A 24,605-nucleotide genomic window follows, 5' to 3' on the forward strand; every position below is an offset into this window, starting at 1 on the left:
GGCGGGGGGGGCAACGGTTGAGGACGTCATGCTTTTAAGCAGGGTGGCCGCGGGGATGGTGAAGGTAAAGGCCGCCGGGGGGATAGACTCCTACGCCGTGGCCTTGCAGATGCTGGAGGCCGGGGCGGACAGGATAGGCACTAGCTCGGGGGTGAAGATAGTCGAGGAGGGGGAGTAGGGGGGTTAGCCCCCGCCGGACCGTAAGACCGAACCGGCCCGGCGGGAAGCCCTTAGCGTTGCCCCGGGCTCACCCCTTGCTCATGCCCGCCATCATTGGGCCCATAAAGTCCTTTATCATGTCGGCCATCTCGTCGGCCTTTATGAGCGAGATGCAGCAGACCTTGCCGCCCATCTGCCAGCTTATGACCGCCAGCTTGTCCCCGGCCTTTATGCCGGCCTTCTCCCGGACCTCTTTGGGGAGCACCATCTGCCCCCTCTCGTCCACGCTCACCACGGACTCGCACGTGCAGCAGCCCGTATCACCACCCGTCGGCGTGCAGCCGGATTTTTCCTTCTTCTTTGCCATTTTTACCTCCCCGGGGCAGGGCCCCGATTAACCAGGGATGAAACAGGAATATCCTGACTTCTCAGTATATTCTGATTATACAGATAAAACGGGGCAATGTCAAGGGGGTTTTAACGGCTATTTTTTTGCGGACGGGGCAGGGACCGGCTCGGGGGGGAGGGAGGGGTAGTGGTTGTGTTAAGTGTGGTGTGGGCGGAAAGACGAAGCCGGAGTCAGACACTAGCCATATCCCTTTCGGAAGCTATCTGCAGACTTGAACCAGAAAATTCTATCCACGCCTGTTAAATAAACATACCTTTGAAAAACTTGGGGATCGGGGTCGATAACACTAAAATACTGGAGTTTTTTATTCTGGCGGATTGCTCTCCGTATCAGGTTGGCACTTTCAAAATCCATTTCAGGGCATGAATAGCCAAACACCACTAATTTTTCCGCATTCTTTAGAGCCGCGGTGGCTTTTGTCCAAAGGGGGTGAATGTCTTCATGTAGAATTCCCGCCTTGTGCGTTACGGGAGGCACAACTAGCGGAAAGGTGTACATGGTGCGCCTGCTTCTAATCATAAGATCTGGTAATAGGGTCGTCCTTGGCGTAATAAAATAGTCCCGCGCTGAACTAAGAATCGTATTCTTGGGAACATCTCTACTGTTGTGCTTCGAAAACCAATTAAGTGACCCGTGAAGTTTTAGTACGCGTATTTTTTCTGAAAGATTCCCACCTCTTGGAAATCTGTTAGCTGTCTCTGGTGGTGCAATAAAGGGTCTTTCAGCTACAGGAGCGGTATAGCATAAGGGGAAATTAAATACTCCGCCGTGTCTATCTGCACGGCGTGTTCTGTTAATACTATCGAGCACCCTTTCAATCTGAATGTCCTGGTTAAAAGTAATAATGCATATCTCTTCCGGAGAGTAACCATCGTCCAGTGCGCGACAGATGATACGATATAGCTTTGATTGGTTGGTGGGATATAGAGGGTTTGTGGTTTCAGCAATTCGCCGGTTAAAGAGTCTTATTAGGGATCGAAATGCGGGAATTGCTGAACTCTCAAGGTCTGGATTGTGGATATCCGCATAAATGATCGCCATGACTGCTTCCAGCCTGTCGCGTTCGGGATCCAAGGGATCGAAATCATAAGTATTTAACAGATAACGGCGTACTACCGCGAATTCGGTATGGTTTGAACGTGATGCGCTCGTGAAAAACCCTCTATCAAGGGGAGGTTGCTTTTTAGCGGGTAGACGCGCCGCATCGCTCAATGTTGCTCCTGCACCTACAATGACAAGGTATTTTGTCCTCATGACATGCCTTGCTATTATTCCCGGTTTTTCTATAGACTATTTTCGACAACCTGCTGACTTTGGAACTCCTCGTTAATTACGAGCAAGTTGACAACCCCAATAATCCTACCTCCCCTTCAATCAAAGTTCAAGCACTGTTTTGAGGATGGGAAGACTTTCAGGCTTAAAGTCCTTTGGCGGCCCCCTCACCCCAACCCTCTCCCCCGTGGGGTGTGGGAGCTTTTGTCTTTAAAAACCCCGGGGGGGGGGGTGGTCGAAGCTTAAGCGGGGCGGACGGGAGGCGGGGAGGATACCGGGGCAGCATGAGGGCCGCAGGTCCGATTTAAGGTGGGGTAGACTCCGGGGTGGCCGTCTGCCGGGGATGCCAGCTTCGCAACACCCCCGCCCCAAGCGCTCCGGAGCGAAGCGCGGAGCGCAAGAAGGGAGGATGCAGGGGAAGGTCTTTAAAAGGAAAAGTGCTTTCCCCCTCACCTCATTCCTCTCCCGCAAGGGGAGAGGAAGCTAAAAAGAATCCCCTCACCCCAACCAGTGTGTCCGCCGACAGCTCCCCTTAGAGAGTTGGAAAAACCTTGCTCTCGCAAGGACCACACCCCGCTACCTCTCTTCCGGCTTCCAGTATATCTCGATGGTGCCGCTTTCGAACTCGACCGTCTCTCCGCTAACCTTTGTTTCGCAGTCCAAAAGCTTTATCGTAAGCCGGTGGCCCGTCCCTCTGACCCTGAACCTCCTTACGTCCGGGAAAAGACCCTTCCTCTTCGACCAGGCAAAGACCTCGGAGGGGTAAGGCCCGTGCCACTCCTTACTGTGATAGAGGAGGTTGGTCGCGTTAAGCTCCAACGCCACCTCGACCACTTCAACGTTCCAGCCGAGCCCCTCCCCCCCCTCCACCTTCGCCACATACAGGGCCAGGTACTCGTCCAGCCTGACGGTGACCCTCTCCCTCTCGTCGTTGACGTCAAGGGCCAGCACCCTTGTACCAATTGTGCCGGGCTCCCACTCCCCGGCACTTGCGTCAATGGATAGGCCAAGGGATAAAGCGGCCAGAAGAAGTGCGGCCCCTACTATCCGGGCGGAGCTTCCCCTCTGTAAACTCTTCCGTTCGGGCATACTACTTCCCTATGCAGAACTCGCTAAAAATCCTGTCCAGTATGTCATCCGTGGTGGTCTCGCCTGTTATCTCGCCGAGCCGGTCCACGCTCCACCGTAGATCGTCCGCCACGAGCTCCATGGGTTTTTCCCCGTCGACCAGGACTTTTACCCGCCCTATGCCGTCGAGCGCGGAGCTTAAAGCCTCCTTATGCCGGGCCGAGGCGACGAGCTCGCCCGGCTCGGCCTCGCCCGTATTTAAGCCGTGACCGGTTGCCGCCTCAAAGACCCCCTCCTCAAGGCCCTCTATACCCTCCTCCTTCAGCGCGGAGATGAAGACGGTCTTATACCCCTTAAAGGCCTCCCCGGCCCGCTTAAGGGCCTTCTCGCCAGTGAGGTCCGTCTTATTGCCCACCACGATAACCTTCTTGTCTCCAATGGCTTTGATTTCCCCGATGTCCGCCTTAAGCTCCCCTGAAGAGACGTCCACCACGTATAGCACGAGCCCGGCGTCCCGTATCTTCTCCCGCGCCCGCTCCACGCCTATCGTCTCCACCCGGCCAGCCCCCCCGCCGCCCTCCCTCAGCCCGGCTGTGTCCATGAGCTTCACCGGAAGGCCCTTTATGATAACCGCCTCTTCTATAATATCCCTGGTCGTGCCGGGCACCTCGGTAACGATGGCCCGCTCCTCCTTCAAGAGGACGTTCAGGAGGCTGGACTTCCCGGCGTTGGGCCTTCCGAGGATAAGGACCCTGAAACCTTCCCGTAAGGCTAACCCCTCCTCGTAGGTGGAGAGGAGTTTTTTCAGCGCCCCCTCGGCCCGGCCAAGGCCCTCTATCATCTCCCCCTTTGGCAGCCCGGAGGTCTCTTCCTCGGGAAAATCCAGCCCGGCCTCCACGCGCACGAGGAGGCCGACGAGGACGTCCTTTATACCGGCGACCTTTCGGGAGAACACCCCCTTGAGCCGCCCCCTGGCAGAGGCGAGCGCGGCCCCGGTCCGGGCCCCTATCACGTCGGCCACGGCCTCGGCCTGGGCGAGGTCGAGCTTGCCGTTAAGGAAAGCCCTACGGGTGAACTCCCCTGGCTCGGCGGCCCTCGCCCCGGCCCTCAAAACGGCACCCAGGAGATTATGTGAAATTAAAAAACCGCCGTGGCAGTGGAGCTCCACCACGTCCTCTCCCGTATAGGTCCGGGGGCTCTTCATATAGACGAGGAATCCGCTGTCGAGGATGGCGCCGGTAGAGGGGTCGACGAAGAGGCCGGCGTGGAGAAAACGTTCTTTAACAACGGCAATGCCGCCCGGGTTATTGGCCTTGAAGAGCCGCCCGGCGGTCTCGAGCGCCCCCGGGCCGCTTATCCTTATTATCGCCACCCCTCCCCCCCCTCCGGAGCCCGGGGGGGTGGCGATTGCCGCTATCGTGTCCTGAGTGTACATGCCGAAAGGTACATGCGGAAAAGAGCACGCCGTTTATGGTCGGACCGGATCGGGCCGCTCCCGGCCGGGCCTACTTCTTCTTGACCGGCTTCAGGGGGGGGCCCTGGCCGGCACCGGCGCCGGGGTCCTTGTGGATATGGTACTGCTGGGCGATGGAAAGAACGTTATTCACGAGCCAATAGATGACCAGCCCCGAGGGGAAGCTCAGGAAGACGAAGGTGAAGACGACCGGCAGCATGAGCATCATCTTGGCCTGGGCCGGGTCCATGGTCGTGGGGGTCATCTTCTGCTGGAGGAACATGCTCGCGCCCATGAGTATCGGGGTCACGTAGTAGGGGTCCTTGGCCGAAAGGTCCATTATCCAGAGCAGGAAGGGCGCGTGCCGCAGCTCTATGGCTACGTAGAGTACCTCGTAGAGGGCTATGAAGACCGGTATCTGGAGAAGCACGGGCAGGCATCCCCCGAGCGGGTTGACCTTATACCGCTTGTATAGCTCCATGAGCTCTTTATTGAGCTTCTCCTTGTCGTCCTTGTACCTCTCCTTCAAGGCGTTCATCTGGGGCTGGACCCTCTGTAGCTGCTTCATGGAGGTGAGGCTGTGCTTCGTGAGCGGGTAGAAGATGACCTTTATGATACAGGTAAGGAGAATTATCGCTATCCCGTAGTTCCCTATAAACCGCTGGAAGAAGTTCAGTGCGCGCAGGACGGGCTTTGCCATGACCGACAGGAAGCCGAACTCTATGGCCTCCTCGACCCCGGCCCCCCGGGCCAGCAGCCTCGTGTACTCCTTCGGGCCTATGTAGGCGGTAAAGCCCTGCTCCGCCTTCCCGCCGGGCCGGAGCGCGAACGGCATGGCGAGCGATACCGTCGCCGTCTCCACCGACGGTATCGTCGTGGACCAGTTGGAGATATCGCCGCCCGCCGGTATCAACGCCTGCAGGAAGTACTTGCTCTCCACGCCGATCCACTTGAGCGGCCCGCTCCCGCTGTTTGCGGCGACATCCGCGTCCTGCCTGTCGACCTCTTCCTCGATATGGGTGAGCGGCCCCGAGTGGTAGTAGGACGCCCCCTCCGCATCTCTGTCGAAACCCATGGCGAGGTCCGTCTCGGCACTGCCGCTGACCTCCCCGTCCGTACGGTTAACCACCTTGAGCGAGCTCTCCACCGTATAGTCGGCGCCGGTAAAGAGGTACTTCTTCTCCACGGTCACCCCCTCGGGCGAGGTCCATGTGAAGAGGAGCTCTCCGCTATCCGTATCCGAGAGGACGAGCCTGTCCTTTGAGGTCTCGAACGGGATGGCGCCGCCCCCGGGGAGCCTCGTCCCCAAAAGGTCCCTCTCCCCCACCCGGAGGGCCAGGTCCACAGGCTCCGAATCCGGGTCGAGCATCACCCTGTAGTCCTTGAGCTGCCAGCTCTTGACCCCGCCGCCTATGTTGGTAAAGACCGCCCTGAAGAGCGGGGTCTCGACCGTGGTGAGCGTTTCTTCCACCCCCTCGGCCAGCCGGGGCGTGACCGGGGAGGGCGCCAGCGCGGGAACAGCCCCCGTTGCCGGAGTAGCCGGGACGCCCGGGGGAGGTGGGGGCGTCTCCTCGCCCGCGACCACGAGCCCCGCTTCCTTATCGACGACTATAGGGGTCTGGGGGGCCGTGGGGTAGAGCTTCTCCATGATGTACGGATAGACAGCCACCACCACAAGTGAGAGGAAAAGGGCCAGGAAAAGTTTCTTGTCGGGCTCTTTATTATTCATTATTCCTTTTCTTTCTTTGGGGTCGGGGGGACCGGGTCGTAGCCCCCGTCGTTAAAAGGGTGGCACCGCGAAAGCCTTTTACCGGCCAGCAGCGAGCCGCGCAGCGTCCCGTGCGTCTCCACGGCCCCGGCGGCGTAGTCCGAGCAGCTCGGATGGAACCGGCACGACGGGGGCAGAAACGGCGAAACGAGCCGCTTGTATATACGTATAAGCCGAACAATTAAGCTCTTTATCATAAATAAAAAGCCCATCGGCGGGCGATGGGTATAAGTTCCGGGCGTGCTATAGGTGAAGGAAGGGTCAGCCGGTAAAAAACCGTTTTACCTCTCCGAACTCCCTTTCCACGTCCTTCAGTCCGTTCAGTTCCGCGCCCCTCCTGACCGATATCATCACGTCGGAAGAGGGTGGGAACTTCTCTTTATTGAGCCTGAAAAACTCCCTTAAGAGCCTCTTTATCCTGTTCCTCTTTACCGAGTTGCCGACCCGGCCGCTCACCGCGAGCCCGAGCCGCCGGACCTTAAGCTCCGTCGGCAGGATGTAGATGGTAAAACTTCTTGTCGTGACCCTTTTGCCGCGCTTCCGGACGAGAAAAAACTCCTTTGGCTTAAGGAGTCTCTCGGCCTTGGTAAAGTGCTGCCGCACGGTTAACGTCATAAGCGGCCCAATTACAATCTTCCTGCCGTATGCCCCCGGCGGCCGTCCTGAATTAAAACACCCCCTGGGTGCTGCCGCACGGTTAACGTCATACGAGGCCCAATGCACTTTTGGTGTCTCGTACCACCAACGGTCGTCCTGGGGGTAAAACACCATCATGGTGCTGCCGCACAGTTAACGTCATAAACGGCCCCGTTGCAGCTTTCATTCCGTGTGCCCCAGCGGCCGTCGTGGAATTAAAGCACCATCATGGTGCTGCCGCACGGTTAACGTCTACTTGTTCTTGGTTATGGTCACGCCGAGGCGTTTTCTACCCTTGGCCCTTCTCCTCCTGATAACCGCCCTGCCACCCGGGGAGGACATCCTCGAAAGAAAACCGTGGGTCCTGCTTCTTTTCCTGTTGCTCGGCTGATATGTTCTCTTCATCGCGTTTCTTCCTCTCCTTCTTAAGCCCTACAGCCTCATGGGCATGATGATATAGGTGCTGCCGGCCGTCTCCTTCGGCCGCAAGATTCCGGGGCTCATCTGGTCCTTGAGTTCTATGCCGACCTTTTCCTCTCCGACGGCCTCGAGCGCGTCGAGAAAGTACCTGGCGTTAAAGGCGATGTCCAACTCGTCGCCGTCGTATTCGACGTCGATCTCCTCTGTCGCGTCTCCCAGCTCGGGGCTCGAAGAAGAGAGGGTCAGCTTCCCTTTCTTCAACCCGAACTTCACCCCCTTCACCTTGTCTGAGGAGAGGATGGAAACCCTCTTGAGCGACCCCAGAAGGACCGCCCTTTCCGCCATGACCAGCTTGTCGTTCTCTTTCGGAATGACCTGCTTGTAGTCGGGGAAGTCTCCTTCGATAAGGCGGACGTTTATAAGCGTATCACCTTTTTTCATGGTAACGCTCTTATCCGTTATGCCGAAGAAGAAGTCACCCTCTTTCTCTTCCATGAGCTTCCTCAGCTCGGTAACGCCTTTTTTGGGGAGTATAACCCCTTTTTTCTCGCCGGGGACGTTGGCCGCCTCTTTCTCTATCATGGCGAGCCGGTGGCCGTCGGTGGTGACCATCCTCAGGATATCTTTGTCTTTCTCCAGAAAAAAGCCGTTTATGTTGTACCTCGTCTCGTCGGTGGATACGGCGAAGGCTGTTTTGTCTATCATCTCTCCCAGTATGTCAGGTTCTACCTTTGTAAGCTTGTCGTCCTCGACGGGGGGGAACGAGGGGAACTCCTTCACGGGAAGGCCCATTATATTGAACCTGGCCTTTCCGCTCTTTATGCTTACCCTCTCTCCCTCTCCGTTGGATATGGCTACCGTGCTTTCCGGCAGTTCTTTTACTATCTCGAAGAGCTTCCTTGCATTTACCGTAACGGACCCTTCCTTCTTAACCGTTGCGGGGCAGGCGTCCTTTATAAAGATTTCAAGGTCTGTTGCCGCGATATTGACCTTGCCGTCGGCGGCCTCCACAAGGACGTTGGAGAGTATGGGCATGGTGCTTTTCTTGTCCACTATACCCTGGATCCTCTGTAAGACCCTTAAGAAATCCAGTTTTTCGATAATGAAGTCCATTTTTCGCTCCTCTTCTTTTAATATACTTTATATATTATAGAAGTATTAAGTAGTAGGGGCTGTTAAAACCCTTGATAACTATAGTAACACCGCGAAACGACAGGATAAAAGGTGTTCATTTCTCTCTTGATAAAGGGATTCTTATATCAACACCCCCCCACCCCCCCGGGCCGTTATGCCGGCCGCTCCGGGTTATCAACAGTCGGTATACACCCCCGCAAACAGTTAATTCACACCCATACTGTTCTTTATGGCCATTACGGTACGTCTGAGGTCGGGATTTTCCTTAATCCCGACCTCTATCTTCTTGACCGCGTGTATCGCGGTGGAGTGGTCCTTCCCGCCGAAAGAGGAGCCTATCTCGGGGTAGGAGAAGTTACCGTACTGCCTTGCAATAAACATGGCTATCTGCCTTGGGAGCGCTATGGCCCTGTGTCTTTTTTTACTCCGGAGGTCGGAGAGCTTTACGTTAAAGAACGCGCAGACCGCCTTCTGTACCAGTTCTATGGAAAGGCCCTTCGCCTCTTTTTCCTTGGTGAGGTTCTTCAGCGCCTCCTTGCTCATATCGAGCGAGATGTCCTGACCCGTAAGGCTGGAGACGGCAAGGACCCTGTTCAGGTAGCCCTCGAGCTCGCGGATGTTGGAGTTGCTTACCGAGGCCAGCCACCGGGAGACGTCGTCAGGGAGCTTTATGCCCTCGGCCAGGGCCTTATTCTTCAATATGGCTATCTTGGTCTCTATGTCCGGCGGTTGGATGTCGGCGACGAGTCCCCACTCGAACCGGCTCCTGAGCCTCTCCTCTATACCGGCGATATCCTTGGGGAACTTGTCGCTGGTGACTACTATCTGCTTATGGGCCTCGTGGAGCGCGTTGAACGTGTGGAAGAACTCCTCCTGAGTTCTTTCCTTGCCCGCCCAGAACTGTATGTCGTCGATAAGGAGGAGATCCACGTTACGGAACTTCCTCCGGAAGTCTGTCATCTTGTGGCGGCTTACGTAGTTTATGAACTCGTTCATGAAGCGCTCGGAGGTATAGTAGCAAACGTGTATCCCGCTTGTGGCGTGGAGCGCCCGGTTGCCTATAGCCTGCAGGAGGTGGGTCTTGCCGAGCCCCACGTCGCCGTAAATGAAGAGCGGGTTGTACTTGCTCGCCAGGTGCTTGGTCACCGCGAAGCAGGCGGCGTGGGCGAATTCGTTGGTCTTGCCCACGACAAAGCTGTCGAAGGTGTACTTGGGGGACAGCCCGTGCGCCTGGGCGCCCCTCTGGACCCGGGAGGAAGATACGCTTCTCGCCTTTGAAATCCCCTTCCTGGCCGGTGCTTTCTTCTCCTCTTCGGCTATCTTCCAGTTGAGCGAGTACTCCTTTTCCGTGCCCTTCCTCAATACGTCCTCTATAAGCGGCTGGTAGTGCTCCTTTATCCACTCCAGGAAGAACCGGTTCGGCACTTCCAACTCCAGAGAACCGTCGTCTCCCCCGACGACCCGTATCGGCTGGAACCAGGTCGCAAAGTGCTGGGGGCTTATGTGCTGCACGACGCCCTCAAGACAGTTTTTCCATACGAAAGAAGAGTTCATAGGAATTACCCGGGGGAAACTATCCACACCTTTATCCACAGGTGTTAACAAATTTGTGGTGAGCGATGAATCCCTCTCGAAAGGAGGTCAATGTACCAGAGTCGGATGTATTTTTCAAGCCTTATTTTCCCCTCCTTTATTTCCATTTTTCCGGTTTTCTCCAAAAGTCAAGGCGCCGGGGCCGCCGGGGTGAATATCAGGGGTAGAGTCCGCGCACCCTGACGGCTTCGGCGACCCTTTTGACCCCCAGGATCATGGCCGCGGTCCTGGTGTCCGTTTTCTTTTCCGCGGCGACGGAGAGGACCTCCTCGAAGGCCGAGGTCATGATCTCCCTCAACCGGTCGCAAACCTCCTTTTCCTTCCAGAAGAACCTCTGCAGCCCCTGGACCCACTCGAAGTAGCTGACCACCACCCCGCCCGCGTTCGCCAGCACGTCGGGGAGAACGAAGATATCCTTTCCCTTGATGATCGCGTCCGCCTCCGTTGTCGTGGGATTGTTGGCGGCCTCGGCGAGGATCTTTACGCGGAGCTTGCCGGCGTTGGAGGCGTTTATCTGGCCCTCGAGTGCCGCGGGTATAAGCACGTCCGCCTCCGAGGCGATGAGCTCTTCGATGGTAAGCTCCTCGGCCTCCCTGAAGCCGCTGACGCCGCCGGTCTCGGCCTTGTGCGCGGACAGGAGTTCCACATCGAGCCCCCCGGGGTTGTAGATGGCGCCCTTTGAGTCCGCAACGCCTATGACCTTCGCGCCCATGCCGTGGAGGAGCCCGGCGGCGACTGCACCGACCTTGCCGTACCCGACGATAGAGACGGTCAGATCCTTCATGGCCAGGCCGAGGTGGCGCACGGTCTCCTCCAGGAGTATCACCAGGCCCGTGGCCGTGGCCCCGCGCCTGCCGACCGTGCCGCCGAGACAAAGCGGCTTTCCCGTGACCACACCGGGGACGGTATAGCCCTTCATCATGGAGTAGGTGTCCATTATCCAGGCCATCACCTGCTCGTCGGTATACATGTCCGGGGCCGGTATGTCGGTCTCGGGCCCTATGAACGGTCCTATCTCATAGGTATAGCGGCGGGTAAGCGCCTTTAGCTCGTCGCGGCTCATGCCGGTGGCGTCGCAGGCTACCCCGCCCTTGGATCCGCCGAAGGGTATGTCCACGAGCGCGCACTTCCAGGTCATAAGGGCGGCCAGCGCGGTTATCTCCTCGAGCGTCACGCCGGGGTGGTAGCGTATCCCGCCCTTAAAGGGCCCCCTGGCCATGTCGTACTGGACCCTGTAGCCGGTAAAGAAGCTGACCTCTCCGTTGTCCATGCGTACGGGCACGGAGACGGTTAGCGAGCGCCGCGGGATCCTGAGCCTCCGGTAGATGGGCCCGGGCAGGTCGAGGAAGCCGTTTGCTTCTTCGACCCGTTGGAGTACCTCTTCGAAGGGGTTTCTCCCAGGCGGGCTATCGGGGTCTTCGGGGTTTCCCTGTGTGGACAACTCGGCCTCCATCGGCGAAGCAACTCTACAATACGGAACGGAAATACGGAAATACAAGCTCGGAAGACACTATCGGGAAAGAGGTCTTAATCTTAATGCCGCGGGAGACGGTTTGTCAAGGCTTTGTTCTGTTGACGGAAGGCTTATCCGCCCGGGTTTGCCGCGACGTTTCCCGTATAGAGCCAGTAGAGTATTCCAAGGGCCGAAACGGCAAAGCTTATGCAAAGGAAGGTATACGCCCTCTCGAGGTTCTCCTGCTTGTACTTCGCTATGTCGAGGAAGGTCTGTTTCACGCTGTCCGGGGATTTGGCGTGGAAGGAGTACTCCTTCGTCTTGAAGATACGTATGGCGAAGAAGAGGCTTACGAGCCATAGGAAGATGGGCGAGACATAGGCCACGGCGGCCGGGAGGCTGTTCGCCGGAATGGTCTTTATACCCGAGAACGCCAGGACGGCCGCATATATCCCCTCCATGACCGTTATCATGGCGATGAGCTGCTTTCCGGCCTCTTCGACCGACTTGATTGAGTCCGCGGTAAGCTCTTTCGCCTTCTTGAGCCAGAAGACGTCCTCGGCGTCGAGGGGCTTCCCCTCTTCTATAACTTCTACTCTCTCTTCCGCCATGTCCTTGTGGTCATACCACGACCTTGAACTCCCTTTTGCAAGAAGTGCATTTTACTACTATCCTCTCCGGCCTGTTGAGTTCGGGGCTGGAAAGAACACTTTTAATCGCAAAGCCGCTATTTTTGTCCAGCTCTCTCTCGACGTCCACTTCGTTGACCTCTTTGCAGTTCGGGCACCTAACCTTCTTTATCTCCGTCATTCGTCCCCCCTTCCTTTTCAAGCGCTTCCACCACCTCTGTAAAGGCTTCCTCCCCCATCTTTTCCCTGAGCCTTTGCAAGTGTGAGGCGGCGATATTCTTGCTGGGCGACTTCAGGGATTCGAAGAGCGAAAAGGCTATAAGGTGGTTTCTTATAGCCTCCTTGAGCTCTCCCTTTTCTTCGAATAGTATCCCTGACTGCCCGAGGGTTTTGGCAATCCCGCTCTTATCCCCCAGACCCTTCTTTATCTCGAGGCTTTCGTTGAACTTATCCAGGGCCTTTTCGTATTCGTCTTTACGCTGGTGGATAATCCCGAGCTGGTGGAGGCTTATGGCAATCCCGCCCTTATCCCCCAGCGCCTTTTCTATATCGAGGCTTTCGTTCAACTTATCTAATGCCTTTTCGTATTCGCCTTGGTTCTGGTGGATCATCCCGAGCTGGTGGAGGGTTTTGGCAATCCCGCTCTTATCCCCCAGTGCCTTAGCTATTTCGAGGTTTTCGTTGAACCTCTTAAGGGCCTCTTTATATTCGCCCTTGTCCTGGTGGATAGTCCCGAGCTGCCCGAGGGTTGCGGCAATCCCGCCCTTATTCCCCAGCGCCTTATTTATCTCGAGGCTCTCGTTCAACTTATCCAGGGCCTCTTTATATTCCCCCCGGTACTGGTGGATAATCCCGAGGTGGTGGAGTGCCGTTGCCTTTATCTCCCCCTCTGTTGTGTCGACGGTCTTTTTGTTCAGCGCCAGCACAAACTCTATGAAGCCCCAGATGTGTAAAGGCTCGGTTACCATAGCCACAACTTCCCCGGCCCTGTCGTACTCGCCCGCGTCGAGGTACAGGTCCCGGGCGTCGAGAAGCGGCCAGAGGTTTCTTGTCCTCTCCGCAAGGCGCATGTAAAAGCCCGCCGCAACGACAAGCCGCCCCTTCCAACTGTCCGCTTCGGCCCTTCCTCTTATAAAGTCCTTTACGATTGTGTGTATCGAGTAGAGGCCCCCCTCGCCCCCCTCGTCTCCCTCGACCATCGCGATAAGGCCCCAGTGGATGAGCTCTTTTATCCCGACGTCGGCGCCACCATCCCCTTCTTCGCCCTCCTCCATAACCCACTCGAGCCCTTCGAGCGGCACGGGCTTTTTGAAGGCGGCCGCGCGGTCGATAAGCGCCTTCGTTCCGTCGGCAAGCCTCTCGTAGCTCCTGTCGAGGAGCGTGAACTCCACCATCTCCCGGGTTACACCGGAGAGGTCCGTAAGCACGTCCTTTACTGACCTCTCCCTCGCGTGCGTACCGAAGATATTTATGGTGTAGGGATGGCCGCCCACCTTCTCGAATATCTCGAGCTTGGTCCCGAACCCCTCCCGCGCTATCTCCGGGAAGCGGTTCATCACCATTACGGCCTCGGGCCGGGAAAGCTCCCCGAGGTTTATCTCGTCTATGAGGTTGGTGAGCCTCCCGTCCGTCAGGTTGAAGGTATACCTGCTCGTAAAGAGGAAGCGCGTCCCGTCGCTGCACTGGTTTACGAGCGTCTTGAGGCTTTTTTTAAGCTCCGGGTCGGAGATCTCGCTGCGGTCCTTTTTTTCGGAAAGGAGCGTTTCGAAGTTGTCGAATATGAGGAGTAGCTTTATTTGGGAGAGCACCTGAGCGAGGTAGTCCATCTTCTCCTCTATCGGCGCCTGCGCGGTGCATACCCCCTCCAGCGCGTCGACCCCGTTTCTCTTTAGGAAGCCGTCGAGGCCTACGAGGATATCCTCGGCCGTGAGCCCGCCGGAGCAGTCAAAGGCGTATATGCCCCGGAAGCGTCCCTCCAGCGCTTCGGCCGCCTTCGAGGCGGTAACGGTCTTGCCTATGCCCCCGATGCCGTGGAGGACCGCCACCCTCTTGCCGCCGGAGAGGAACCCCTCCTTTATGCGCCGGAGCTCCCTCCTTCTGCCGACGAATTGGTTGCCCAGTTGCTCCATTCGGAGTACCACGTTGGGCTTTATGCCGACCTCTTTATCGAAGCCGAAGCCTTCAGGCTCCTTTTCCACTGCCTTTCTTGCGAGGCAGTCCGGGTCACGGGAGTAGAGGACCGGGGTTCCGAAGTCCACCTCGCCGGAGCCCCTGTTCAGGAAGAGTTCCTTCCTGACCCTCGTGAGGGCGCGGTCCACGGGCACACCCTCGCCTATTTCGGTGTATAGCTTTTTCGCGAGCTTCATAGCGGACTCGTCGGCTACGGAGTACTGCATGGAGATAACCGAGGGTATCCCCCTTGCCAGAAGGGGCGTGGAGAGGTCGCTAAGGGCCCTCCTGCCCCCGGTCTTCGCCGTCTGGCAGCCGGAGAGCACGACGAGCCGCAGGGAGGGGTATCCGGAGAGGAGGTTGGCGAACCCCTCGTTATCCACATGCCTGGAGGAGCCCTTCTCGTCCTCCAGGAGAAGGTGCCCGCTGTCGACCTTTTCCGAATATACGCCGTGGCCGGTATAGTGGAGGATGTGGTACTCCCCGTCCTCCAGCCGGGCCTGTATGTTGGGGAGCGAGGCCTCGTCCTCGAACTCCACCTCCATGACATTGCCCGCCACGGCCCCGTCCACGGCCTCGAGTATGATGAGCTTCTCCCTTTCCACCTGGAGGCGCTGGGCGTCCTTCAGGTCGAGGGGGCTCGATATAACGACGAGCATCCTTATCTTGCCCCGTATCTTTTCGGGCTCCCTGTGGGGTATCCCCTCGATAAGGCGGATCAGGCTTACCCCGGGATATGCGGAGACGAAGTTCGTGCCGTCGAACATGAACTCCCAGGGGATGCGCAGGAGCTCCGGCTCGTCCCTTTTGAAGGCGAGCCGGAGGCGCAGGTGCTTGCCGCTTTTCAGGGCAGACCTGTAGGAGCCGAGAATCTCCCCGGAGAGTACCGTATCGAAGAGACCGCTTCCGAACTCCCTTATGAGCCGGGAGTTTTCCGGTACGTCCCTGCCGACGCTCTTCTCGAGCCTTGAGAGTATGTGGGGGTCGACGCGGTACTGGAACTCGCTACTCGCGAGGACGGTACCCCGGTCATCTTTAAGAGAGACGCCGAACTTATGTTCTCCGGAGCCTTTCTTGATATGGAGGTTGAAGTTTTCAAAGGCCGTGTTCATGGTGGCGCTTCCCGGTTAAAATGACTCGCGAGGGTTTTCGCGGAAGGTGTATTATACCGTATTTCGAGTTGAATTCAAGGACAAGGTAAAGCCCGGGCAGTGTAAAATATGGTGTGTGATACACTTCTTCCCATCGACGCCAGACGCGGCTCTAAACATTGGGTCTGGCCTCAGGCTGCTGTCACGCCGATTGACAGTTCGAGGCGCATTTGATACCCTTCAGGGTAGGCCCGAGTGGCGGAACCTGGTAGACGCACGGGACTTAAAATCCCGAGGTGGCAACACCGTGCCGGTTCGATTCCGGCCTCGGGCACCATATGCAAAGGCTTCAGTATCGAACGGGCGGAGGGCAGGGGGGAGCGGGGGGGGGCGGGAGACACGCCGACCCCCATGTGGAGATACTGATGAACAACGGCTCTACAAAAAAGGTTTTTTCCTCTTCCTCTTCCTCTTCCGTATCCGCAAAAGTCGTCCGGTCCGTCCTTGCCGTACTCTCCCTTTCTTTTTTCCTTCAGGGTTGTTCCTCCCCCCCGGCGGAGAACCATATCGGGGACATCGAAGAGATAGTGGCCAGAAAGGTCTTGAGGGTCATCGTGCGGCCCGAGCCAGTGGCGTTCGTCCCCAGGGGCAACTACCCCGCGGCGCTGGAAAGGACCATAGCCCGCGAGCTTGCCGCCGAACTCGGCGTGGAGCTCGAACTGGTCGTTGCCGAAGACTACGCCGGTATAATCGATAAGCTCCTCGACGGGGAGGGGGACATCGTGGCCACGGGCCTTACCGTGACCAAGGCGAGGAAGAGGAGGGCGGCCTTTTCCACGCCATACCTTTACGTGGACGAACTTCTTATTACCCGTACCGGCGACGACATGCCAAAGGGTCCGGAGGAGCTTAAGGGAAGAGATGTATGCGTCAGGAAGTCGAGCTCCTACTTCCAGACCCTTACGGCCCCGGGCAGCCGGGTCCCCGGGCTCAAGATACGCGAGATGCCCGAGCTCCTTCCCACAGAAGAGATCGCGGACCTTGTGGCCGGGGGGTTGTGTTTCGCCACGGTGGCGGATTCGAACTACTGGGAGGCAATCTCCGGGGGCTACGACAACCTGAGCGCGCCTTTCGCCCTCTCCACCAGACGGCCCATCGCGCTGGCCATGCGGCCCGGGGCAAGGGGGCTTAAGAAGAAGGTAAACGAGTTCCTGATCTCCCGCGCCCTTACGGGCGGCTACGAGGCCCTTCACGCCGACGATCTGAACGGGCTCAAGAGCCGGAAAGTACTCCGCATGCTGACCCGCAACAACGCCATGACCTACTACATCTACCGGGGTACCCAGGTAGGCTTCGAGTACGAGCTCGTAAGGCGCTTCGCCGAGGAACACGACTTGAGGCTCGACGTCGTCATCCCCCCGGGCCACGAGGACCTCATCCCCTGGCTTAACCAGGGCCGCGGCGACATAGTCGCCGCGGCCCTTACCATAACCCCGGAGCGCGCCGAAAGGGCCGCCTTTACCGAGCCGTATAACGAGGTCCGGGAGGTCGTGGTCGTAAGGGAAGACTACGGCGAGGTCGCCGCTTCCGAGGACCTCGTCGGCAAGGTCGTTTACGTGAGAGAGAGCAGCTCTTTTTACGAGACCCTCGTGGACCTCCGGGAAGTCGTGCCGGGTTTCGAGATAGCCCTCCTGCCCGAGGACCTTGAGACCGAAGAGATACTTAAGGGGGTCGAGGAGGGGGAGTGGGACATCACCGTAAGCGACTCGAACCTGCTGGAGGTCGAGCGGAGCTACGGGCGGAAGCTCAGGGCGGCCTTCGAGCTCAAGGACACCGAGCTCGGCTGGGCCGTACGCCGGGAGAACGAAGGGCTCCTGGAGGCGCTCAACGCCTACATTGCGAGGGAGCAGAAGCAGGGGACGGTCAGGATAATGAAGGGAAAGTACTTCGAGAACAGGAGGACTATCCGCAGGGCCCATCAGAAGTTCCGCTCCGACACGAGCGGCAGGATATCCCCCTACGACGACCTCGCGAAGAAGTACGCGGACAGATACGGGCTCGACTGGCGGCTCGTATCGGCGCAGATCTACCGGGAGTCCGGCTTCGACCCGAATACGGTCAGCTGGGCCGGCGCGGTGGGGCTCATGCAACTCATGCCCGAGACGGCAAGGGAACTGGGTGTCAGTGACGTATACGAGCCGGAGCAGTCCATACGCGCGGGGACCAAGTACATGAGCAGGCTTATCCGGAGGATCGACGGGGACGTAGCGCTGGAGGACCGGTTGCTGTTCGCCCTGGCCGCGTACAACGTCGGCTACAGCCACTTGACCGACGCCAGAAGGCTGGCCGCCAGGAAGGGCTGGTCTCCGGACAGGTGGTTCGGCAGCGTCGAGAGGGCCATGCTGCTTCTCGAAAAGCCGGAGTACTACCGTAAGGCGCGCTATGGCTACTGCCGCGGCTCCGAGCCCGTGGCGTACGTAAGGGACGTCCAGGAACTCTATGATGCGTACGTGGAGCACGTGCCGCAGTGAGGGTGCTGCCGCACGGTTAATGTCATAAGCGGCCCAATACGGCATTGGTACCGAATACCCATAACGGTCGTCGTGAAAGTGAAACACCATCATGGTGCTGCCGCACGGTTAACGGAGTAACGGTCGCCGTGAAATTGAAACACCCCTTCGACTTCGCCCTTCGATAGACTCAGGGCAGGCTCAGGGCAGGCATCATGGTGCGGTTTGTTGACTTTGCCGGGTAAAACTGGTAATCCTTAATATTATGAACAGAAAGGCCCTGGCCGGGAATAAGCTCTACATAGCCCTCTTTATCGTCACCATCGTGGCCATTACGCTCATGGCGGTATTCGGCGAGAATGGGCTCGTGGACGTATACGGCTTCAGGGCGGAGAGGGACGGGCTCCTGGCCCGGAACATGGCCATCGAGGTGGAGAACGAAAAGCTCGCCGAAGAGATACGACTCCTTAAGACCGACCGCCGCTACATCGCAGCGGTCGCCAGAAAAGAGCTCGGCATGATAGGAAAAAACGAGATCATCTACAAGACCGAAGAGAAGTAAGTTTTTCCCCTTCCCCTCCCGGCACCGCGCCCCAGTAGCGTAAGATATTGTGTGTAAATAAGCCTCCTTCATGCCATACAACCCTGACGGTAGTTCGGAAATTGAAGCACCATCATGGTGCTGCCGCACGGTTAACGTCATAAGCGGCCCAATACAGCATTAGTACCGAATACCTCCAGCGGCCGCCGTGAAAGGGAAACACCATCATGGTGCGCGTCTCGTACAAATTGACACCCCAACTAAAAAAGGTTATATAGATATACCCTATGAAGAAGTGCGTAAAGACCGCGGGCATACAACTCGCCCCGACCCCTGATAGAGAGAAGAACATCGAGAAGGTGCGGGAACTCGTCGGGCTCGCCGCGAAGGGCGGGGCGCAGATAGTGTGCCTCCCGCAGCTTTTCGCCGCGCAGTGGTTCCCCGCCGTCATAGACAAGAAGAACTTTTCCCTGGCCGAGCCGGAGGACGGCCCCACGATAAGCGCTTTAAAGGAGCTTGCGGCCGCCGAGGGCGTGGTCCTTATATGTCCGGTATTCGAAAAGGACGGGGAGGACTACTTCAATACCGCCTTTATTCTGGGCCCCGGCGGCGGGGTTATCGGCAAGTACCGTAAGGTCCACGTCCCCCAGATCCCACTCTGGGAGGAGCGGGCCTACTTCAAGCCAGGCGACCTGGGCTTTCCCGTCTTCGAGACCCCGTTTGCCCGTGTGGGTGTCCAGCTCTGCTGGGACGTCTTCTTTCCCGAGGGGATGAGGGTGCTCGCGCTCAAGGGGGCGGAGGCGGTCTTCGCGCCCACGGCCTCCGCCTTCTACCACTCCCGCGGGAAGTGGGAGCGGGCCATTAGGGCGGCGGCGCACGCCAACGGTATCTTCGTCTTCAGGGTAAACCGCGTGGGCAAGGAGCTCGCCCAGGAGTTCTACGGGCGGAGTTTTTGCACCGGGCCGGACGGGGAGTACGTACTAAAGCCCTGCGGCTCCTCCGAGGGGGTGGTGCTCGCCGACCTCGACCTCGGCGAGATAGGGGAGACGAGAAGCGAGTGGGTATTCCTTAAGGACAGGAGGCCCGGGGAGTATGGGGAGATCGTGGGGAAGAGTAAGTGAGGGCGCGCCTTGCCGAAATAATCTCCGGGGCCCTTGACGGGGCCGTTAAAGACGGCGCTATAAAGAATAAGAAGCCCGTCATTATCGAAAAGCCCAAGAAGGAGGAGTTCGGGGACTTTTCCACCAACCTGGCGATGCTCCTCGCCCCGCTCGAAAAGCGTTCCCCCCGCGAGGTCGCCGCAGAGCTTGCGGGGAGGATCGCCGCCTCGCCCGAGGTTACGAAGTGCGAGGTCGCCGGGCCCGGCTTCATAAACATCTTCCTCGAGCATTCGTTCTGGTTAAAACTCCTTACCGAGATACTTGAAAAGAGTGATACATTCGGCGACTCCGACGTCGGCGCGGGCAAAAAGGTGCAGGTAGAGTTCGTGAGCGCCAACCCCACCGGGCCGCTCCACATAGGGCACGGCAGGGGCGCGGCCGTGGGCGTTACCCTCGCAAGGGTCCTCGAAGCCTGCGGCTTCGAGGTCACGCGCGAGTACTACGTAAACGACCTGGGGTTGCAGATGGAGATACTCGGCGAGTCCGTCAGGCTTCGGCGGGAAGAGCTTTCGGGGAAAGAGATAACGTTCCCGGACGACCACTACAAAGGGGAGTACATAAAGGAGATAGCCGGGGAGTACGATAAAGAGGTAGCTTCTTTCGGTAAGGACGATTCGCTTCCCACATGCGGTGAGTTTGCCGCGGACGCTATACTCTATGGCATAAAAAAGGATTTAAGCGACTTCGGCGTGGAGTTCGACGTATGGTGCCGGGAGAGCTCCCTCGACGAGAGAGGGCTTATAGCGGAGGCGATAGACGCGCTCAAGGAAAAAGGTTTTGTCGAGGAGAGGGACGGCGCCACGTGGTTCCTGACTGAAACCAAAGAGTTGGGGGACGACAAGGACAGGGTCCTCATAAAGACCGACGGCCAGAGGACCTACCTGGCCTCGGACGTCGCCTACCACCGGGAGAAGCTCCAGCGCGGGTTCGATACGATAGTCGACGTCTGGGGCGCGGACCATCACGGGTATCAGGGGAGGATAAAGGCGGTATTCAAGGCCTTCGGTGAAGACGAAAAAAAACTAAAGGTAATCTTCATCCAGCTCGTTAGCCTCTTAAGGGACGGCGAGCCCGTGGCCATGAGCACGCGGGCCGGAGAGTTCGTGACGCTCCGCGAGGTGATGGATGAGGTCGGCTCCGACGCCTGCCGCTTCTTTTTCCTCATGCGTAAGTCCGACGCGCATCTGGACTTCGACCTCGAGGTGGCGAAGAAGGCCGCACCGGAGAACCCGGTCTTCTACGTGCAGTACTGCCACGCGCGCATACACAGCATCATGGCTTTCGCCCTGGAGAAGGGGGTCGAGATGCCCGAGGAGTTCGACGACGCGCTTCTCGGGAGGCTTGAGCTGAAGGATGAGGTCGCGATAATAAAGCAGCTCGGCGGCTTCGGGGAGGTCGTGGAGCGCGCCGCGCTCGAGATGGAGCCCCACCGGGTGACTTTTTACCTTCAGGACCTTGCCGGGCTTTTTCATCCTTATTACAATCGCACCCGCGTGGTCACCGACGACCTGGAGCTCTCGCGAGCGAGGTTACTGCTTTCAAAGGCGGTTGCAACGGTGGTCGCCAGGGGGTTAAATCTCCTGGGGGTCTCGGCGCCGGTCAAGATGTAAGCTTTCCGCCGGGTTTCTTGACCCGCCGGTTTTTTATGGTAGACTCTATCCTTGGTGTTTTGATAAAGGCCCGCATTCGCCGTCCGTTATGGGGGGGAATGCGGGCTCAAAAAACTTAAACCAAAAAAAGGAGGACAGGATGGCTACGAAGATGGATCCGATCGCGGAGTTCAGGGAAGACCACAGAAAGGTAAGGGACTACATACTCGATATAGTCGCGGCGCTGGACGCGGGGGACATCCCGAAGGCCCGGGCGACGCTCGGCGGCCTGGACGCCATGGTGGGGCCGCACTTCAGGTATGAGGAGGAGCACCTCTATCCCGTGTTGAAGCAGTTCCTGGGCGAGTATATAGACCAGCTCATAAGCGAGCACGACGGTGCGATAGACACGGCCAAGGCCTGCGCCGCGCTGCTCGGGAAGGACTCCTTGAGTGACGAGGAGAGAGAGGCCGGGAAGAAGGCGGCCATGGGGCTCTTGATACACGTAAGCAACTGCGACGGCCTCGCCATACTCTCCGAGAGGTTCAGCCAGGCCGAGCTCGACGACCTCGGGGACAAGTACATAAAGGCTCGGGAAGCCAACGTGGGGATGCTCGACTGGGCCGGCACCATAAGGAATAAGAGTTAAATGGCGGCCGACCCCGCGGGAGGCAAGAAGCCTTACAGGCTCTGTATCGTTCTGCACGCGGGCTCTTTCGATAGGGTGTACGAGGCCCTTGCCATAGCCAACGTGGAGGTGGCCCGGGGCGGCGAGGCGCACGTGCTCTTCACCTACGGCGCGCTTAAGAGGCTCCGGAAGGGCAATACCGACCTGGTCGTCATCGAAGGCGAGCCCGCGCCGTTCCGTGAAGAGTTCGAAAAGGCGCTCGAGCGCGGCACCACGGACTCCATAAGCGAGATGATAGAGATGGGGAAGCGGTTCGGCGGGCTCAAGATATACGCCTGCTCCGGGGCGATGGGCATACTTAATATCACGCGGGACGAGCTCATCGACGGCGTGGACGCGAGCACGGGGCTCGTGGGTTTCATGGACCTCGTTAAGGAGGCGAACCTGACGCTCTACGTCTGAGCCGCCGTAATATTGCCCCACAGGTGGTGTGGCGTATCTGATGCGGCGCTTGACAGGGCGGCGGTGGATTTGTTATATTCGTAAGACAACTGTTGCGGGGTGGAGCAGTCCGGTAGCTCGTCGGGCTCATAACCCGAAGGTCACAGGTTCAAATCCTGTCCCCGCTACCAAATATGATCCCCCGGAGTCCTTTTGGGCTCCGGGGGTTTTTTGTTGGGGTTGGGGCGTGACGCTCCCCGGCCCTCGCTGCCGTAGTAGAATGGTAGCCCGAACGCTGTGACATTCATACCCTAGAAATGTCATTTTTTACGTTACGGACGTTAGCCGAACCTGACTTGAAAGTAGCACGGATTCGTTGACATGTTCAGGCCGAACGTGTCACTTTTTTCTTTAAGGATGCGCGGTTTTCCAGCCGCTGTCTACGGCACTATGCCCTCTAAAACCACATAATGCCCTATCAATTTCAGGGAGGTCGTCGTTTTTAACGATAACAAGCCAACAACGCCGGACCGGGGCCGCGTAATCCTTTTTTTACGTACGGCAAATTCCCACCGTTACGTACGTTAGCCGAACCTGACTCAAAAATAGCACGGATTTTGTGACATGATAAGGGCAAACGTGTCACTTTTTTTGGGTGGGGGGCAGGTCACTTTCTGGTAGTGTAGTTGCGTACGCAGATAAGAAAATCGACAGAGAAGGGGTTGAAAATTACTGATTAATCACTGTTTTCTGAACAAACCCCTTTTTGGCAATGGGCCTGTATTTTTATTCTGGATTGTGTTATAAATTGATTGCTTAGAGAGGGAGAGAAGGGTATAATTTGCAGGGTTTATAATAAACAAAATCAGTGTATGGAGGTCAAGATGCTAAAGTTATCAATTCTGCCCAAGGCCACGGAAACCGAGCCGTTTTCTATCTTGCCAGGTAAATTACAGCCTGACGTATTAGATAAGAAAGAGTTCGTCTCTTTTTTGCCTATTTACAAACCCGAGCATATATATATTGCAAAGGCTGAGTTCGCGAACACTTGTCTAACTGCAACTTTTAAAACTTTCGAGTACCCCTATTCGCGAATTCGTATCAAGCACTTTACGAGAGAGCATGCCATTATGTTTATCACACAAGCTGCTTATGTCCTCGCAGGAGAACTTGCAAAGCACGGCAGGCTCGATGGGATAGATGTCAAAAGGTATCGGAGATTAATCGCTACAGAACAAGCGACTTTTTCGCGCGTCACCCTTAACTTTAAAAAAGTTATCAGGAATAGAGACGGCATTTCTCTTAGAATATGGTGTGCTAAATCTAAAAAGGTTGGGGCAAAAGTTTTGGTCAAGATGTTATTCGAATTTGAAGAAGGAGAGTGTTACGGCGCATGTGATGGGCTTATAGCAACGGACAGTTCGTTTTTTACAGCCAATTTCTGATTTGCACGAGAACTCTTGTAAAGTTCCCTTGGGTGGGCATACCTTGAATCTTCCATGAATGCCAACGAACTACATAGCTCTCAAAATCAATTCATTAATTTTCTTTATGCTGCAGCTGTCGGGACGCTGATCGCTCGCATTCTATTTCATCAAGCACATCATGATGTTCCGGTATCAGTAGCAGCATGGGAGATTATACTCTTGGTCTGTGCAATACTATTTTTAGCGACCGATTGGCGTGCACGCCTGATCGCCAGACAATGCATAAATTTATCTGGTAAATCTTGGCGAGACTTTCTTGTCTCTTGGTGGGTAGAAATTGTTGGATTGGTGGTTATTATTGTAGCCTTCGGGAAATACATTCCTACTTTCCATGCGGGAGGTACCGCCGACTATTTACAGTACGTATTGTTTGGTATTTTCGCCCTCACTGCTTTTTTATGGGATAAAATCATTATTAAGGTAGACGAGCCATTAACATACCGGACTCTTCTTGAAGCAAGTTTATTTGGAGATGTGTCCAAAATAGAAGGCGTGAAAAGCACATGGAAACCTATATTACTAGATAAGATCGAAAGAAAATTTTCTGCATATAGGGAGCAGGAAGTCGAAATCGGAAAAGCCGACGATATTACCAGTTGGGCGCATATGGTAGCGGGTTTCAATGGGGTGACGGTAAGATTCTGGAATGCTGGCTATTTATTTTACCACCAATTCCTAGGTCAGCATTTTTCAATTTTTAATCCATTGCTTTTTGTTTTCCTGGTTGGCAGAGCTTTGCTTAATTATGATGGCCTGAATATGAATTTTTCAATTGCTTGGGCTGGAATAACTATGGACTCTTATTTATGGTTGTTGCCTGGGATCATGCTGGTCACCTTGATACTCCTACTCTTTGGGCCAGAAAAATACAAAGAAAACAACGCTGGTGAAAATAATGAAAAAGGCAGATGCCCACTTTGCATAGCTAACATCTTTTTCGTTCTTGGGGTCGCTTTTCTTTATTTGACGGTGGATCTCAAGGCGCTTATATTGAT

Annotated in this window: 23 protein-coding genes and 2 tRNA genes; 11 read left to right on the forward strand and 14 right to left on the reverse strand. The window is 56.7% G+C overall.

What is annotated here, in order from left to right:
• Positions 1-178: deoxyribose-phosphate aldolase (locus V3W31_01985; GenBank protein ID MEE9613707.1), on the forward strand; the 178-nt coding region annotated here is incomplete at its 5' end.
• A 69-nt stretch (positions 179-247) separates the two neighbouring features.
• Here the strand turns inward: V3W31_01985 and V3W31_01990 are convergent.
• The 14 genes from V3W31_01990 to V3W31_02055 form a co-directional block, all read right to left on the reverse strand.
• The gene (locus V3W31_01990) at positions 248-526 is read right to left on the reverse strand and encodes an HgcAB-associated protein (protein MEE9613708.1); all 279 of its coding nucleotides are present in this window, start codon (positions 524-526) and stop codon (positions 248-250) included.
• Positions 527-745: 219 nt separating this feature from the next.
• On the reverse strand, positions 746-1,822 hold the full coding sequence (locus V3W31_01995; protein MEE9613709.1) for a hypothetical protein: 1,077 nt from the start codon (positions 1,820-1,822) through the stop codon (positions 746-748).
• 594 nt (positions 1,823-2,416) lie between these two features.
• On the reverse strand, positions 2,417-2,929 hold the full coding sequence (locus V3W31_02000; GenBank protein MEE9613710.1) for a hypothetical protein: 513 nt from the start codon (positions 2,927-2,929) through the stop codon (positions 2,417-2,419).
• A gap of 1 nt (position 2,930) precedes the next feature.
• On the reverse strand, positions 2,931-4,343 hold the full coding sequence (gene mnmE / locus V3W31_02005; protein ID MEE9613711.1) for a tRNA uridine-5-carboxymethylaminomethyl(34) synthesis GTPase MnmE: 1,413 nt from the start codon (positions 4,341-4,343) through the stop codon (positions 2,931-2,933).
• Positions 4,344-4,413: 70 nt separating this feature from the next.
• Positions 4,414-6,090, reverse strand: coding sequence for a membrane protein insertase YidC (gene yidC / locus V3W31_02010; GenBank protein MEE9613712.1), 1,677 nt, complete (start codon positions 6,088-6,090; stop codon positions 4,414-4,416).
• The gene (gene yidD, locus V3W31_02015; GenBank protein ID MEE9613713.1) at positions 6,090-6,326 is read right to left on the reverse strand and encodes a membrane protein insertion efficiency factor YidD; all 237 of its coding nucleotides are present in this window, start codon (positions 6,324-6,326) and stop codon (positions 6,090-6,092) included. The genes yidC and yidD overlap by 1 nt, the downstream gene beginning before the upstream one ends.
• A 64-nt stretch (positions 6,327-6,390) precedes the next feature.
• The gene (gene rnpA, locus V3W31_02020) at positions 6,391-6,744 is read right to left on the reverse strand and encodes a ribonuclease P protein component (protein ID MEE9613714.1); all 354 of its coding nucleotides are present in this window, start codon (positions 6,742-6,744) and stop codon (positions 6,391-6,393) included.
• A gap of 273 nt (positions 6,745-7,017) precedes the next feature.
• Positions 7,018-7,170, reverse strand: a complete 153-nt coding sequence (rpmH, locus tag V3W31_02025) for a 50S ribosomal protein L34 (protein MEE9613715.1) — start codon at positions 7,168-7,170, stop codon at positions 7,018-7,020.
• 27 nt (positions 7,171-7,197) lie between these two features.
• Complete coding sequence (gene dnaN / locus V3W31_02030; GenBank protein ID MEE9613716.1) at positions 7,198-8,298, reverse strand: DNA polymerase III subunit beta; 1,101 nt, start codon at positions 8,296-8,298, stop codon at positions 7,198-7,200.
• A gap of 225 nt (positions 8,299-8,523) precedes the next feature.
• Positions 8,524-9,873, reverse strand: a complete 1,350-nt coding sequence (dnaA, locus tag V3W31_02035; GenBank protein MEE9613717.1) for a chromosomal replication initiator protein DnaA — start codon at positions 9,871-9,873, stop codon at positions 8,524-8,526.
• Between the two features lie 196 nt (positions 9,874-10,069).
• Entirely contained in the window at positions 10,070-11,353 is a 1,284-nt protein-coding gene (locus V3W31_02040; protein MEE9613718.1) for a Glu/Leu/Phe/Val dehydrogenase, read from the reverse strand.
• Positions 11,354-11,496: 143 nt separating this feature from the next.
• Positions 11,497-11,976 (reverse strand): hypothetical protein, encoded by a 480-nt coding sequence (locus tag V3W31_02045; protein MEE9613719.1) that lies wholly within the window; start codon positions 11,974-11,976, stop codon positions 11,497-11,499.
• Positions 11,977-11,986: 10 nt separating this feature from the next.
• The gene (locus V3W31_02050; GenBank protein ID MEE9613720.1) at positions 11,987-12,175 is read right to left on the reverse strand and encodes a hypothetical protein; all 189 of its coding nucleotides are present in this window, start codon (positions 12,173-12,175) and stop codon (positions 11,987-11,989) included.
• Positions 12,153-15,275 (reverse strand): tetratricopeptide repeat protein, encoded by a 3,123-nt coding sequence (locus V3W31_02055; GenBank protein ID MEE9613721.1) that lies wholly within the window; start codon positions 15,273-15,275, stop codon positions 12,153-12,155. The genes V3W31_02050 and V3W31_02055 overlap by 23 nt, the downstream gene beginning before the upstream one ends.
• A gap of 228 nt (positions 15,276-15,503) precedes the next feature.
• On the opposite strand from V3W31_02055, the gene V3W31_02060 reads away from it, so the two are divergent.
• From V3W31_02060 to V3W31_02105, 10 genes are all read left to right on the forward strand, one after another.
• Positions 15,504-15,591 (forward strand) — tRNA-Leu (locus V3W31_02060).
• Between the two features lie 88 nt (positions 15,592-15,679).
• Positions 15,680-17,785 carry a membrane-bound lytic murein transglycosylase MltF gene (gene mltF / locus V3W31_02065; GenBank protein ID MEE9613722.1) on the forward strand — a complete coding sequence of 702 codons (2,106 nt, stop codon included), beginning with the start codon at positions 15,680-15,682 and terminating at the stop codon, positions 17,783-17,785.
• Between the two features lie 244 nt (positions 17,786-18,029).
• Positions 18,030-18,326, forward strand: coding sequence for a septum formation initiator family protein (locus tag V3W31_02070; protein MEE9613723.1), 297 nt, complete (start codon positions 18,030-18,032; stop codon positions 18,324-18,326).
• 266 nt (positions 18,327-18,592) lie between these two features.
• Positions 18,593-19,426 (forward strand): nitrilase-related carbon-nitrogen hydrolase, encoded by an 834-nt coding sequence (locus V3W31_02075; GenBank protein ID MEE9613724.1) that lies wholly within the window; start codon positions 18,593-18,595, stop codon positions 19,424-19,426.
• Positions 19,423-21,075 (forward strand): arginine--tRNA ligase, encoded by a 1,653-nt coding sequence (gene argS, locus V3W31_02080; GenBank protein MEE9613725.1) that lies wholly within the window; start codon positions 19,423-19,425, stop codon positions 21,073-21,075. The genes V3W31_02075 and argS overlap by 4 nt, the downstream gene beginning before the upstream one ends.
• Positions 21,076-21,214: 139 nt before the next feature.
• Complete coding sequence (locus V3W31_02085; GenBank protein ID MEE9613726.1) at positions 21,215-21,703, forward strand: hemerythrin domain-containing protein; 489 nt, start codon at positions 21,215-21,217, stop codon at positions 21,701-21,703.
• Positions 21,704-22,144 (forward strand): DsrE/DsrF/DrsH-like family protein, encoded by a 441-nt coding sequence (locus V3W31_02090; GenBank protein MEE9613727.1) that lies wholly within the window; start codon positions 21,704-21,706, stop codon positions 22,142-22,144. It abuts the gene before it with no gap.
• Positions 22,145-22,237: 93 nt separating this feature from the next.
• A tRNA-Met gene (locus V3W31_02095) sits at positions 22,238-22,314 on the forward strand.
• A gap of 693 nt (positions 22,315-23,007) precedes the next feature.
• Positions 23,008-23,568, forward strand: coding sequence for a hypothetical protein (locus V3W31_02100; protein ID MEE9613728.1), 561 nt, complete (start codon positions 23,008-23,010; stop codon positions 23,566-23,568).
• Between the two features lie 54 nt (positions 23,569-23,622).
• The coding region (locus V3W31_02105) for a hypothetical protein (protein ID MEE9613729.1) at positions 23,623-24,605 on the forward strand (983 nt) is incomplete at its 3' end.

The organism is Thermodesulfobacteriota bacterium, from assembly GCA_036482575.1.
Taxonomy (GTDB): domain Bacteria; phylum Desulfobacterota; class GWC2-55-46; order GWC2-55-46; family JAUVFY01; genus JAZGJJ01.